At 59.6% G+C, this 13,409-nt stretch carries 12 protein-coding genes; 2 read left to right on the top strand and 10 right to left on the bottom strand.

Going from position 1 to position 13,409, the window contains the following annotated elements:
* Positions 1-41: 41 nt before the first annotated feature.
* From fliM to fliE, 9 genes are all read right to left on the bottom strand, one after another.
* A complete protein-coding gene (gene fliM / locus AB5Y67_RS05775; RefSeq protein ID WP_005334736.1) occupies positions 42-1,112 on the bottom strand; it encodes a flagellar motor switch protein FliM in 1,071 nt (356 codons plus the stop codon).
* A gap of 7 nt (positions 1,113-1,119) precedes the next feature.
* Positions 1,120-1,635 carry a flagellar basal body-associated protein FliL gene (fliL, locus tag AB5Y67_RS05770; RefSeq protein WP_043822474.1) on the bottom strand — a complete coding sequence of 172 codons (516 nt, stop codon included), beginning with the start codon at positions 1,633-1,635 and terminating at the stop codon, positions 1,120-1,122.
* 57 nt (positions 1,636-1,692) lie between these two features.
* Positions 1,693-3,615, bottom strand: a complete 1,923-nt coding sequence (locus AB5Y67_RS05765) for a flagellar hook-length control protein FliK (protein ID WP_199428355.1) — start codon at positions 3,613-3,615, stop codon at positions 1,693-1,695.
* Positions 3,616-3,682: 67 nt separating this feature from the next.
* Complete coding sequence (fliJ, locus tag AB5Y67_RS05760) at positions 3,683-4,123, bottom strand: flagellar export protein FliJ (RefSeq protein ID WP_005334746.1); 441 nt, start codon at positions 4,121-4,123, stop codon at positions 3,683-3,685.
* A gap of 27 nt (positions 4,124-4,150) precedes the next feature.
* A complete protein-coding gene (gene fliI, locus AB5Y67_RS05755; protein WP_005334747.1) occupies positions 4,151-5,482 on the bottom strand; it encodes a flagellar protein export ATPase FliI in 1,332 nt (443 codons plus the stop codon).
* Positions 5,483-5,534: 52 nt separating this feature from the next.
* Positions 5,535-6,359, bottom strand: a complete 825-nt coding sequence (gene fliH / locus AB5Y67_RS05750; protein ID WP_199428354.1) for a flagellar assembly protein FliH — start codon at positions 6,357-6,359, stop codon at positions 5,535-5,537.
* 68 nt (positions 6,360-6,427) lie between these two features.
* Positions 6,428-7,489 (bottom strand): flagellar motor switch protein FliG, encoded by a 1,062-nt coding sequence (gene fliG, locus AB5Y67_RS05745; RefSeq protein ID WP_005334749.1) that lies wholly within the window; start codon positions 7,487-7,489, stop codon positions 6,428-6,430.
* Complete coding sequence (gene fliF / locus AB5Y67_RS05740) at positions 7,482-9,191, bottom strand: flagellar basal-body MS-ring/collar protein FliF (protein WP_199428353.1); 1,710 nt, start codon at positions 9,189-9,191, stop codon at positions 7,482-7,484. The genes fliG and fliF overlap by 8 nt, the downstream gene beginning before the upstream one ends.
* A 62-nt stretch (positions 9,192-9,253) precedes the next feature.
* Positions 9,254-9,571, bottom strand: a complete 318-nt coding sequence (gene fliE / locus AB5Y67_RS05735) for a flagellar hook-basal body complex protein FliE (RefSeq protein WP_005353687.1) — start codon at positions 9,569-9,571, stop codon at positions 9,254-9,256.
* A 154-nt stretch (positions 9,572-9,725) separates the two neighbouring features.
* Between fliE and AB5Y67_RS05730 the strand changes: the two genes are divergently transcribed.
* The gene (locus AB5Y67_RS05730; RefSeq protein WP_199428352.1) at positions 9,726-10,637 is read left to right on the top strand and encodes a GyrI-like domain-containing protein; all 912 of its coding nucleotides are present in this window, start codon (positions 9,726-9,728) and stop codon (positions 10,635-10,637) included.
* A gap of 66 nt (positions 10,638-10,703) precedes the next feature.
* Positions 10,704-12,455, top strand: a complete 1,752-nt coding sequence (locus tag AB5Y67_RS05725) for an amidohydrolase (protein ID WP_199428351.1) — start codon at positions 10,704-10,706, stop codon at positions 12,453-12,455.
* 91 nt (positions 12,456-12,546) lie between these two features.
* On the opposite strand, the gene AB5Y67_RS05720 is transcribed toward AB5Y67_RS05725, so the two are convergent.
* Complete coding sequence (locus AB5Y67_RS05720) at positions 12,547-13,332, bottom strand: hypothetical protein (RefSeq protein ID WP_005362069.1); 786 nt, start codon at positions 13,330-13,332, stop codon at positions 12,547-12,549.
* Positions 13,333-13,409 lie beyond the last annotated feature (77 nt).

The following is a 13,409-nucleotide window of genomic DNA, read 5'->3' as shown; positions in this document are numbered from 1 at the left end:
CTTATGCTACTTCGTGACCGTTTACCGTAATAAACCGTCAATTATCGCTGTTGATCTTCGATACTGCGCTCGAGCTCTTCCAGCTCGGCCTCGCCATCAATTCGTACTCCGCCCCGGGTCACCAGATGCATCTCCGTCTTGACCCCTTCCGGACGTTTGAGCTTGTCGGTAATCTTGAGCGCCACATTATCCTTGGTGCGGCCCATCTTGGCGTGGAAAGTGGGCAAGTCTTCCACAAAGACCAGCAAATTTTCCGGCATATCGACCGGAATGATATCGCCGGGTCGCAGCTCCATCAGCTCACGCAGGGTGAGTTCGGTCTCCAGCAGCTTGGCGCGCAGCTCCACCTTGACGTCCATGATCTCGTCACGCAGTGCCTTGCTCCAACGTACGTCGGTATCCCCCTTGTCACTCTGCACACCGGCATCCAGCAGCTCGCGGATCGGTTCCAGCATGGAATAAGGCATCGCCACGTGGAAGTCGCCGCCGCCACCATCGAGCTCGATGTGGAACGAGCTGACCACGATCACCTCGGTCGGGCTGACGATGTTGGCCATCGCAGGGTTCACTTCGGAGTCGAGATACTCGAACCCCACATCCATCACCGGCGCCCAGGCATCCTTGTAATCCTCAAACACCAGTTTGAGCAGCATCTGGATAATGCGCCGTTCGGTCGGCGTGAACTCGCGCCCTTCAATCTTGGCGTGATAACGGCCATCGCCACCGAAGAAGTTCTCCACCAGGATGAAGACCAGTCGGGCCTCCATGGTGATGAGTGCCGTCCCCTTGAGCGGGCGGAAGCGCACCATGTTGAGACTGGTCGGCACAAACAGGGTATGAACATACTCGCCAAACTTGAGCATCTGCACGCCGTTGATGGAGACCTCAGCGGTACGACGCATCATGTTGAACAGGCTGATCCGCATATGGCGGGCGAAACGTTCATTCACCAGCTCCAGCGTCGGCATGCGACCACGGACGATGCGGTCTTGGGAGGAGAAGTCAAACTGGGCTACGCCGGGGTCTCCAGCGCCGCCTATCTCTTCCTCTTCGACATCATCGACACCGTGCAAGAGGGCATCAATTTCGTCCTGACTTAACAGATCGCTCACGCTTCACCTACTGCATTACAAAGCCGGTAAACAGCACTTGTTCGATAACGGGGGAAGAGACCAGGTCCTTGAGCACCCGACGGCACTCTTCCAGTGAATCCTTGCGCAGCTTCTCCTTGCCTTCAAAGGTCATCAGCTGTTCGGCACTGGCTGCGCTGAATACCCGCAGCAAGGTGCCTTCAATCAGGGGGATATTCTGTTTGGCCAGCGTCTCGTCGGCGGTACCGCGTACCATCAGCTGGATCTTGATCTGCACCAGTCTATCTCGCTGGGCACCTGCGACGTTGAAGACAAAGGGGCGCGGCATACCGACATAGAGGGAAGGTTTAGGCGCTTCCTCCTTGGGTGTGGCCTCGGCACCTTCCGCCGCTTCAGCGGGCGGTTTATCGGAGCCGGAGAGCATCAGGAAGGCGCCAGCACCACCACCGCCCAGCAAAATTACCGCCAGGGCAATGATAATGATCAGCTTCTTTTTCTTGCCCGCAGCCGGGTCTTTTAGCGTCAACTCGTTATCGTCAGCCATCCCTTGTCCACCCTAGTCTCAAACTTGTTCGATATCATAAACTTACTCGGGATTGCATCAAGCATAGAAATCAATTCCGGAACCGTTTGTAGATTCCACCAGCAAACTGGGGTTGGAAGTGGTGAGTTCCCCTTCAACCAGCCCGTTACCGGACCGCGGCTGTCCACTACTCTGACCTTGCTGCCCCTGCCCGTTAAAGGTGGGCTGGCCCTGTTGCTGCTGTTGTTGCGACTGCTGCTGCACCTGCGTCTGGCCAAGCTGGATCCCCTGCCCTGCCAGCATGTCACGCAGCCGGGGCATCGCCTGCTCCAGCATCTCGCGGGTCTGTCCATGTTGTACCACGAAATGGACGTTGGCCTGGCTGTCGGCGCCAATCTGGATCTGGATCTTCATCTTGCCAAGGCCAAGGGGGTCGAGCTGAATTTCCGCCTGTTGCAGCTTTTCGGCCAGCATCACGTTCACCTTCTGGTGCAATTCGGCAGGCGCTTCCTGACTGGCCAGTTTCAAATGGGGTAAATTCTGCGGCTCACGTCGCAGCGTAGTCTCAGCGGCGGGCGCCCGACTCTCGACCACCTGGGGCTGGCTGTTCTGGCCATGCTGAACGGTCTGGCTCGGGCTGCTCTCACTGCTAGATGTCGTCGCAACCAAGCTCTTCTCCGCCTCACCGGCCTTCGGTTTTACCTCAAGCGAAAGCGCTTTTCGCACCTCGTCGGCGCCGGTCACTTCCATCTGCTTGATGCCGGCTGAAATAGTCGACAGCGGTGCTTGCGGCCCCTGAGATTCAGCCTGTGCCAACACCTGCTGCGGCGCCACCATCACGGGGGCGGCAGCACTATCGGTCTGAGCCGTCGCATTTGCCGTTACGCTGCTCTGGGCTGCGGCACTTTCTGCGGCACTCTGCGCCGTCCTCACGGGCGCCGAACCTTGATTGGCGGCGGTGGCTGGCTGCTGGCTACCCTCGGCGGCACTCTTTTCTGCCCCCTTGCCAGCTACCCCACTTCCATCCGCAGCTGCTGAAGTTGTTGCAGCGCCCGCCTCAGGCTGCTTGAGCCCCTCATTGAAGGCCTTGAGCGCAGCCCCCTGAGTCGCGGCTTGCGTCGCCTGCCCCTTGTTAGTCAAAGCATTGCTGGCGGCGAGATCGGATTTGCTGTCGCCAGCCTCTTTTGTTGCGAGTGACTCAGCGGATTTGGTGGTGCTTGCCGACTCATCGACCGGCAGCACCTTGGCCAGCTGGGTCATCCGCTCTGCCCCCGTGATGGGCTTGGTGTGCTTGCCATCTGCCCCGAGGGTTTCGCCCTTGGCAGAGGCTTTCTCCCCGGTCTGCCCATCCGCAGTGGTGGCGGCATCTTCACCTTCAGAGGAGAGAACGGCAGCAGAGGCATCGCCCTTCGCCACCACTCGCGCCGCTGAGGAGGATACGGTGGTTTCTGAAGTCGAGTTTGCGGTCGTCGCCAGCGGCGACTGCGCCCCGGTCTGACCGGCAAGCTGGCTGGCAATTCTGGCAGCGGCAGGGGGCTGCTCGCCTTCATCAAGCGCAATCCCCTCCAGCTCACCCTCTTGCGGCAACGGATTGCCGTCTACCGCAGTGGCGCTCTGTTGGGCCGCCACCGCCAGCTGGGGAGTCACTAGCGAGGTATCGAGCTTGAGGGAGTCTTGCAGGCGCAGCAGAAAGTCGGTGGCAGGGACCTCCTCCACCTTGTTGTCGGCGTCAGGATCCTGCTCCTTGCTGGTCTCCTCTTTGGGGGAGGCGCTCTCGGTCGCCAAAGATTTGGCTGATCGGACATGGTTACCGCCCTGAGTGGCCTCGGCGGCGCCCTGCTCGCTGTTCCGGGCCTTGGCAATCAGGGTGGCGAAATCCCCCTTGCTGTCGCTGCCGGTTCGACCATCAATGCTTTTGCTCTCGACGGAACCGCTCAGAGGCGCTTTGTCCAACCCGTTGGCCGGAGCCGAAGGCGTTTGTGTCAACAGTGTCTGCATCATGATGGGATCCCTGAATTCTGGTGGCCCCCAAAGAGATGGCCGCCGACAATGTCCATATCAAAGCAAGTTACAGGCCAGATTGATGAAAGCGTCGCAACATGGCGTACTCATCCAGCATCTTCTGCTCCTGACGCTGGGCTTTCTGCTGCTCGCGGCTCGCTTGCTTCTCCAGCAACAGCTCCACCGCCTTGCGCCGCTGCTGGGCCGCCAGCCACTCTTCACGGCGCTGTTCCAGCGCCTGACGCACCTGCAACACCCCTTCGTACTGCTGGGTCGCTGCCTGTTCGAGCTTGTTGATAAAGGCGTGATACTGGGTATTTTGCTGGGGCGAAATCCCCTGTAGGCCGCGATCGGTCCACTGCTGGTGATAGATCTGGCGGTACTGGTTGAGAGCATTTTGCTGATCCATGAACAGCTTGAGATCCTGCTGCGCCTTCACCAGTGCTAGCGCACACTGCTGCTCCGCCTCCACCAGCCGATCGGCCAACAATACCAACCCTTTACTCATCGTCGACCTCTCTGTTACCGACCATCATCAGCGCATCAATGGCATCGCCACCATCTGCAAGGCTTGCAGGCCATCATCGTAGTGAATGACCTCGCGCATCCCCTGCTGCAAGAACTGATCCAGATAGGGTTTTTGAATGATGGCGCGGTCAATGCGCGGATCGGAACCCTGACTGTAGGCGCCGATGGTGATGAGATCCCGGTTCTGCTGATAGAGGGAGTAGAACTGCTTGAGGGTGCGCGCCAGATCCATATGTTCCGGCGAGGTCACCATAGGCATAACCCGGCTGATGGACTTCTCGATATCGATAGCCGGATAGTGGCCCGCATCGGCCAGCTCGCGCGACAACACTATGTGGCCATCGAGGATCGCCCGCGCCGCATCGGCAATGGGATCTTGCAGGTCATCCCCCTCGGTCAAGACGGTGAAGAAGGCGGTGATGGAGCCCTGGCCGTCACTGCCGTTACCCGCCCGCTCCACCAGCGCCGGTAATTTGGCAAATACCGACGGTGGATAACCCTTGGTCGCTGGCGGCTCGCCCACCGCCAGCGCGATTTCACGCTGGGCCTGGGCATAACGGGTGAGGGAGTCCATCAAGAGCAGCACATTAAGCCCCTGATCGCGAAAATACTCGGCGATGGCCAGCGCCGTTTCACACCCCTTGAGCCGCATCAGTGGCGAGGCGTCGGCGGGAGCCGCCACCACCACGGAGCGGGCTCGCCCCTCCTCTCCCAAAATGTCTTCGATAAACTCTTTCACCTCACGACCCCGTTCACCGATGAGGCCGACCACTACCACATCCGCCACCGAGCCGCGGGTCATCATGCCAAGCAGCACCGATTTACCGACACCGGAACCGGCAAACAGCCCCATCCGCTGGCCCTGCCCTACCGTCAGCACTGCATTGATGGCACGTACCCCCACGTCCATCGGCTGATGGATCGGGCGGCGAGAAAGCGGGTTGATGCGGTGTTGGGCAAACTGCACGGTCTGGGAGGAGAGAATGGGGCCGAGCCCATCGAGTGGCTGGCCGATGCCGTCGATGACTCGACCAAGCAGGTTCATGCCGACCGGAATGCCGTGCTCTTCGGTGATGGGCACCACTCGGGCACCGGGGATCACCCCCTTGAGCTGCTCGCTCGGCATCAGATAGAGGCGATCGCCAGAAAAACCGACCACTTCAGCCTCCAGCGTCCCATCAAGGGTATCGATGCGGCAGAGGGCACCGATGGCGGCGCGGCAGCCGATGGCTTCGAGGGTCAGCCCCACCACCCGGGTCAATTTACCGGCGACCGGCGGTTTGGGGGCGCTGTCGCGTACCTTGTACCCTTGCAACCGGTTCAGTAGCGAGCCGCTCATCTGGCCTCCTGAGAGCTAAAAAGTGCAGCCGGACAGCAACGTCCGGTATCGGTTATGGGCGTGAGTCCTGCGAAGCCGGTTTCTGCGACGCATTGTCCCGCAAGAAGTTGCGCAGCAACTGATCGATGCGACCGGAGAGGGTCAGATCGATGCTGGAGAGCTCGGTCGCCAGTTGCAGATCGCCAGGGGAAAGGGTGGGATCGCTCTGCAATCGCCAGTGGCGCTTGGCGCACTCTTCGGCGCCAAATGCCTGCTCGATGCGTGCGATATCGTCGGGATGCAACATCAGAGTCACCCCCTGTTCGGCGGCAGGCAGCAAGGCCAACCCCTCTTTAAGCGCCTCCAGCAAAATACGAGGAGAGGTCTCCGCTTCGTGACGAATAAGCGCGCGGGCCAGTTGCATCACCAGGGAGACCAGCTGCTGCTCCACCGCCTGATCCAGCTCGTTAAGCGGATTGGCAAGGCGGGTGGCGAGCCCCTGCCAGTGGGCGATCTCCTGCTCCACCAGCTCGCGCCCCATAGCCAGCCCCTCCTCGCGCCCCTGTTCGAGACCGGCAGAGTGGCCCTGTTGCAATCCTTCCAGCTTGCCCTCTTCCATCCCCTTGGCATAACCGGACTCGCGCCCCTCGGCCATCCCCTCTTCCCAGGCGGCCTGACGGATCGCTTCAAGCTCTTCGGCGGTGATGCTGGGGGCCGGCTCCTGTTCGGGCTCCGGCTCCACCACCTCCTCTTCCTGCTGATACCAGTCAGGGGCCAGGCCAAGGGCATTGGTAGGCGCTCCCGCCTCTACCTCGACCTCCATCTCGGGCCAGCCCCAAGTCTCAACCCGGGCATCATCGCCCTCGGGGCGCACATACCCACGCAGTTTGTTGTTCATGCTTTGCGCGGCTCCTCACCACTGCCTGATGCGGGCTTGGCATCGCGGTTCTGTTTATGGGCCATGGCTTAGAGGAACTCCTCGCCGCCACCGGCACCCAGCATGATTTCGCCAGCATCCGCCAGACGACGGGCGATGGAGAGGATCTCTTTCTGGGCTGCTTCCACTTCGGAGACCCGGATCGGCCCCATGGCCTCCAGATCGTCCGCCAGCATTTCGGCCGCCCGTTTGGACATGTTCTTGAAGATCTTCTCGCGCATCTGATCGTCGGAGCCCTTGAGGGCGCGTTGCAGCAGATCCCCAGGCACTTCCCGCAGCATGGTCTGGATGCCGCGATCGTCCACATCGATGAGGTTTTCGAACACGAACATCAAATCCTGGATCTGCTGGCTCATCTCTTCGTCCGACTCGCGGATGGAGTCCATCAGCTGGCCTTCGATATTGGTATCCAGATAGTTCATGATGTTGGCGGCAGCCTTCAGGCCGCCCATCTTGGCTGCCTGGGCACCGGCCGCACCGGCGAACTGTTTCTCCATGATGTCGTTCAACTCTTGCAGTGCCGCCGGTTGTACCTCTTCGAGGTTGGCGATACGCATCACCAGATCGAGGCGCACCTGCTCCGGGAACTGGCTCAGGATCTCGGCGGACTGCTCCGGCTCCAGATAGGAGAGCACGATGGTCTGGATCTGCGGGTGTTCGTTCTGGATGATGCTGGCCACCTGACGGGCATCCATCCACTTGAGCGAATCGAGACCACGGGCGCCGGAACCGAGAATGATCTGGTCCACCAGGTTGCTCGCCTTGTCCTCGCCAAGGGCCGCCACCAACGCCTTGCGCACGAAGTCTTCGCTGCCGATACCGATGTTGGTGTACTTCTGGATATCGTCGATGAATTGACGGTGCACCGCCGCCACCCGATCGTGACTGAAGTCGGACATGGAGGCCATCGACATACCGAGCCGCTGCACCTGCTTGGGCTCGAGATGACGGAAGATCTGGGCGGCATCCTCTTCATTGAGGCTCAGCATCAGCACCGCAGCCATCTCCATCCCCGACATCTGGTCGAGGATCTGGCGCTGACTGTCGGTGATGTCATTGCCGGTGACTTGACTCTTCTTTTCTTCAGGCATCTTTGTTCGTTACCCATTCTTTAATGACCTGAGCGGCCAGATCCGGCTCGTTCGCCACCAGCGCACGTACCGCCTTGAGCAAGTCTTCATCACGGTGCAGATCCGGCAGTTTCAGCTGGCCATCGCGTACACCAAATACCTGATCGTTCTCGACTTGTGCTGACAGCAGACTCAACTCGTCGTCGCCACCCAGTACGGTGTGGTTGTCGAAATCCACTTCCCCTTCCGGTTTGGCATCCGGATAGAGCAGTCGCTTGAGCATGGGGCGAACCACGGTGACGATCAAGACGATGATCACCAGTACCGAGGCGGCAATCCGCACCGCACGCCAGAACCAGGGCTGGTCGTAGAGCGGCACTTCGGCCACGGTATCCAGCTCTGGGCGATTGAACGGAATCGCGACCACCTCAAGGGTATCACCACGGGTCACATCAAAGCCAAGGCCACCGCTCAGCAAACGACGCAATGTATCGAGTTCTGCCTGGGTGCGTGCCTCACGGGTCACGGCCCCGTCGGCACCGGGTACCGCTTTGTAATCCACGGCAACCGAAACAGTCATACGGCGAATGCCACCCATCTGGCGACGGGTATGGCTGACGGTGGTATCCAGCTCGAAGTTGCGGGTTGCCTCTTTGCGGGAACGGCCCGAAGCAGCAGCGCTGGCACCATCACCACCGGTCGCCTCCTCGGGAATATTGGAGGCGGCAGGGGGCTGGTTGGAGAGCGCGCCGGGCACCCCACCATTGCTGCCGCTGGCGCTGTTCTCTTCCATGGTCATTTCGGAGCGCACTGCAGGCAGATCCGGGTTGTAAGTCTTGCGGGTCTGCTCCTGCTGGGAGAAGTCGAGGGAGAGATCCACTTCCGCCGTATAGTTGTCGGCCCCCAGCACCGGGATCAGGATGGCGTCAATTTTTTGTTTGTACTCCAGCTCCTGCTTCTGCTGCATGGCAAACTCTTTGCGAGTCTGGGCCGAGATCGGGTCTTGCGAGCCGGAGTTGAGCAGGCGGCCATTCTGGTCGGTGACGGTGACGCGGGTCGGCTCGAGACCGTGCACGGCAGAGGCAACCATATCGACGATGGAGTCCACCTCCCCCTGCCCCAGCGCCGCCCCTTTCAGGTTGAGCACCACGGTGGCACTGGGTTTGCGTTCGTTGCGGGCAAACACGTTGTCTCTCGGGATAGCCAGCAGCACCTGGGCCTTGGCCACATTCTGGAACTGTTCGATGGCGCTCGCCAGCTGGCGCTCGCGGCTCAGCTTCAGACGTTCACTCTCCATCCGCTGGCTGACGCCGAAACTGGAATCTTTCAGCAGGATATCTTCACCACCGATGTTGCTATCGGTGGCATTGGCAAGACCGGCACGGGTCAGGGCCAGCTGGATAGTGGGGTAGCTTTCGGCGTTGACCAGCACGCTCTTGCCATCCACTTCATAGGGAATTTTCTGCTGATCGAGGAAGTCGAGAGTCTTCACCAGCTCCTGGGTGGTGTAGGTGCCGAGGGGACGCATGTCCGGCTCCTTGCCCCACAGCAGGATAAACACCGCAATGGCCAGACAGATGGCAAGCCCCAGGATCAGGGTGATTTGCCGCAGCACATCGGTGTTGGACAGGAAGCCCAGCGCCGAACTCTTCTGCTCATTTTCATCGAGGGCGGCGGTGCCCTCATCGTTTATCAGCAGATCGCCGTTTTGGTCAGTAGCCACGATTTATGTCCTTATTGCTGACATGTTCATGATGTTCAGTCGTCATGGTTTATTGGCGTCGCTTATACCGGCATGTTCATGATGGTTTTGTAGGCATCGACCATCTTGTTGCGTACCTGTACCGTGGCTTCAAAGGCGATGGAGGATTTTTGGCCCGCGATCATCACCTCGGCCAGATCCACCGACTTGTCGCCCATGTCGAAACGGGTACGCAGATCATTGGCGGCCCCTTGCAGCTCGTTGACGTTGCCAAGCGCCTGTTGCAGTAGCAGACCAAAGTCGGAGGTTACCTGACGACCGGGTTGTGCCAGCGGCGTTGCGCCTGCTTCGATCTTGAGCGCCTGCATCTCTTGCATCAGGCTGCTTGCACTAATTTCCATTTTCCATCCCCAGACAAATCATTGACGCTGGCATGCAACAAGCAATTAGAGTGCCAATGCGTTAAAAACGCGACGAGGATGAGTGGCCAGACCAGGCCGGACGGGTTCGACAACGGCAGGTGGCTCTGATTAAATCCGACTCTGACGCCCACTTTTGCTGGCTGGCAAGGAGTCCGCTCTGGATTATCGCAAACCCGTGTTCAAGGCGATGGACTACATCAGCCACCATCTGGATGACAATCCGGGCCTGGATGAGGTCGCAGCGGCGGCAGCCATCTCCACCTTCCACTTCCACCGTATTTTCAAGACGATGGTCGGCGAGACCATTGCCGGATTTACCCGGCGCCTGCGTATGGAGCGCGCTGCCCGTCGCTTGCTCGCCTCCCCCCAGAGCGACATCACCACCCTCGCACTGGCCGCCGGGTTCTCCAGCTCCCAGAATTTCGCCAAGGCCTTTCGCCTGCACTTCGCCATGAGCCCTTCGGAATACCGCCAGCAGCAGGGGGGAAACTGGAAAAGCAAGATTGGAAACGATCCCCTTCCCTTTGACACCTATGATGGCCTGGTCATGCACCCGGTCACCGAACACCCGGGTCTGTTGCAGGGGGCAAGCGTCAGGCAGATGCCCGCTAGGCGCGTGGCGTACATGCGCCGCCTGGGCCCCTATGGCAAAGAGACCTGTGAGCAAGCTCATCGGGATTTGCTCGCGCTGTTCGCCTCAGACGAGGCGATGACACCGGCGGGTACCCTGAGTCTCTATTGGGATATCCCCGATATCACCGATGAGACCCGTTGTCGTACTGACGTCTGCATCGAGCTGGGGCCAGAGATCCCCGCTGGGCGCCAGTTAACCACCCAGACCATCGCCGCGGGCCCCTATGCGGTTTGTCAGTTTATCGCTCGCGGCGATCAACTGGTCGCTTGCTGGGAGACGGCGTTTCGCTGGGTAGTGGGCCAAGGGCTGAACTGCGACGATCGTCCGTGTTACGAGCAATACCACTCAGGCACGGACTCCGACCGGGATCATTACGTGTTTGATATCTGTATCCCGCTGATCAACCGATAAGCCGATACCTCATTTCCATTTACCCACTTCGGTGCCTTCGGGCACCGAAGCGACGGAGTCATGCCCATGAATATCAAAACGCTGTTTCTAGCCAGCCTGCTGGTAACGCTTCCCGCTGCCGCCAATGCCCAGTCACAGAGCCAGACGCTGATCTTTGGCGGCACCATCTACAGTGGTGATCCGGCGAACCCTCACCCGGAAGCGGTCGGCATTGAAGGTAAAAAGATAGTGGCAGTCGGCAGCTATCAGGAGGTCAGTGCCCGCCTTGGCAGCCATGCCAAGCGTCTTGATCTGAAAGGAAAGTACCTGATGCCAGGCCTCATCGACAGCCATGTTCATGCGGCATTTGCCGGTTTTCAGGGGATGACGGTTAACTTTCCCGATGCCATGAATGAGGTTGAGCAGGTGCAGCAATTTCTGACCCGCAGCAAGGATGATCCCCGCCTGACACTGGGCGATGTAGAGCTATACAGCAATGTCTCCCTCGACTACTGGCATCAGCTTCCCCTGCTCGATCAGGTGTTCAATGGCCCGCAATACCGGCAGATCCCGGTGGTGCTTGCCGGTTCGGATGCCCACACCGGTTGGGCCAATCAGGCCATGCTGCGCAAGGCTGGCATTGATGCCGGCTCCCTTGACGGCCGTTATGCTCCGCTGAAAGGCACTTTTGGCCTCACCCCATCCGGCAAGCTCAATGGCTTTGCCTCGGAAGGCGGCTGGGATGCCATCCTCAAGGCCCTGCCCCCCGTCAGCGACGAGACGATTGCCAAGGCCATCATGACCGCCGCCAAACAGCTCAATCAGGTGGGCATTACCGCCTGGATGGACCCTATCAGCAACATTCGCCCCCTTGCGCCCATCTTCAACGCCGAGCCGGATCGCCGCGATACCGGCCTGCTGCCGGCGTACAGCATGCTCTCCCGGGAAGGCAAGCTGACCGGACATGTATCTGCATTGGCACTGGTGGGGATACATGCCTCACCCGTCATCATTGATGACGTATTGGCGCTGCGACAGCAGTTTCAAGATGCCCCGGACGTTAAACTGGTGGGGATCAAGATCCTGCAAGATGGTGTCATCGAGTATCCATCCCAGACCGCCAAGTTGAGCGAGCCCTACCTCAACCGTCCCGGTTACAGCGGCAAGGACGATTTGGACAAGCAGCGTTTCAACGAGCTGATCCGCACCGCGGATGCCCATCAACTGATCGCTCACTTTCATGCCATCGGCGATCGGGCCGTCCGAGAATCCCTCGATGCCATCGCCTATGCCCGGGCCCACAATCGGGATCACCGCTTGCTGCACAGCATCACCCATCTGGAGGTGGTGAGCCCGGCCAGCATTGCCCGTTTCAAACCGCTCAATGTGGCCGCATCGATGCAACTGTTGTGGGCCGGAAAAAACGTGGCGACCACCCTGCTGCTTGAAGGAAAAGTGCCCCCGGCACTGCTAGCCCGCCTCTATCCGGCAGGCAGCTTGCTGCAAAGCGGCGCCATTATCGCCGGTGCCAGTGACTGGCCGGTCTCCAGCCCCAACCCTTTCCTCGCCATGTATACCGCGATCACTCGTCAAGGGGAGCTTGGCTTGCTGCCCCCCGCCAGCGAGCAGATCAGCCGTCAGGCCATCTTGCAGGCCTATACCCTCAACGCCGCCAAGGTAATTGGACGGGAGAAAGAGATTGGCTCCATCAGCGCGGGCAAGAGTGCTGACCTGATCTTGCTGGATCGCAATCTGGAACAGGTAGCAAGCGAAGAGATCAAGGAGACCAAGGTGCTCTGGACCATGTTCAAGGGCAAGCAGGTCTATTCAGCCCACTGACACCGAGAGAACAAACAGGCCCGCACTGCGGGCCTGTTGGCAAGATCACGACAAGCGCATGGCGTGCAGTGAGCAACCGATAACGGCGGGATTAGCGGCTCGTTTCAGTCAAGTCCTTGTCAATCCAGTACTTGGAGCCGGAGATATTGGCATCGAGCAGCAACCCCTTCTCGCCAATCTGGTAGATGGCCATGCCGCCATTGTATTTGGCGATCAGTTCGGCGCTCTCCTTGCCTGCCACCACGCCCACTTCGGAGGTAGCCTCCCACCCCTGTGTCACGAAGGCATCGAATCTGGCCTTGTCTTCAAACAGGATCACCTGCTGATAGAACTTGCCACCAATCCCGGCCGCCAGACCTGCGCCAAACATCTTCATATAGGTGTGCTTGCCGGTTTTGCGATTGACCGCCACCCCGGCCCCCTGATTGGTATGCAGCATCAGGGAGAACTTGCGCGAATCGAACACTGCATAGCCATAAGCCTTGTCAAACAACAACTTGGCTGATGGCTGCTCGTTGAACAACCGGATCAGCGCAGTGTCGGCCATGGTATTGAGCGCGATCCTCGCCTCTTTCGCCGTCTTGGGGTTGAGCATCTCGTTGAGCTCCTTGTCGGCCGCCTTCAGCCACTCCTTGCCGGTCGCGATGCTCTTGTCGGTCCAGACCCCAGCGGTATTGAAGGCATCCTCTCCCCAGGCCGAGATGGAAGCCCAGCTCTTTTTGGAAAAATCGCTGACATCCTGCCACACCTCCTTGCTGGTCTCGCTCACTGCCGCTCCCAGATCGGACGCTGCGGCCTTGAGCTTGGCCCAGTCGGCATAACAGGGTGAGAAGGCCAGACTCAGTGACAGGGCCAGCAACCAGTTACGCTTGTTCATTTTTTCACTCCCGTATTGTCGAGTGTCTGGGTTACCTGGTGCGATCACCTACAACAGGCTACCCGCTGAAAATCACT

Source organism: Aeromonas sp. s12 (genome assembly GCF_040907925.1).
Taxonomy (GTDB): Bacteria; Pseudomonadota; Gammaproteobacteria; order Enterobacterales; family Aeromonadaceae; genus Aeromonas; species Aeromonas veronii.
This window is presented reverse-complemented; position numbering and strand designations above follow the sequence as displayed.

What these genes read in the sequence shown, in the direction of transcription:
- fliI (WP_005334747.1), bottom strand. Translation starts at nt 5,482, where the DNA reads ATGAGCGGCTCGCTACTGAACCGGTTGCAAGGGTACAAGGTACGCGAC.
- AB5Y67_RS05765 (WP_199428355.1), bottom strand. Translation starts at nt 3,615, where the DNA reads ATGATGCAGACACTGTTGACACAAACGCCTTCGGCTCCGGCCAACGGG.
- AB5Y67_RS05720 (WP_005362069.1), bottom strand. Translation starts at nt 13,332, where the DNA reads ATGAACAAGCGTAACTGGTTGCTGGCCCTGTCACTGAGTCTGGCCTTC.
- fliL (WP_043822474.1), bottom strand. Translation starts at nt 1,635, where the DNA reads ATGGCTGACGATAACGAGTTGACGCTAAAAGACCCGGCTGCGGGCAAG.
- fliE (WP_005353687.1), bottom strand. Translation starts at nt 9,571, where the DNA reads ATGGAAATTAGTGCAAGCAGCCTGATGCAAGAGATGCAGGCGCTCAAG.
- fliJ (WP_005334746.1), bottom strand. Translation starts at nt 4,123, where the DNA reads ATGAGTAAAGGGTTGGTATTGTTGGCCGATCGGCTGGTGGAGGCGGAG.
- fliG (WP_005334749.1), bottom strand. Translation starts at nt 7,489, where the DNA reads ATGCCTGAAGAAAAGAAGAGTCAAGTCACCGGCAATGACATCACCGAC.
- fliH (WP_199428354.1), bottom strand. Translation starts at nt 6,359, where the DNA reads ATGAACAACAAACTGCGTGGGTATGTGCGCCCCGAGGGCGATGATGCC.
- AB5Y67_RS05725 (WP_199428351.1), top strand. Translation starts at nt 10,704, where the DNA reads ATGAATATCAAAACGCTGTTTCTAGCCAGCCTGCTGGTAACGCTTCCC.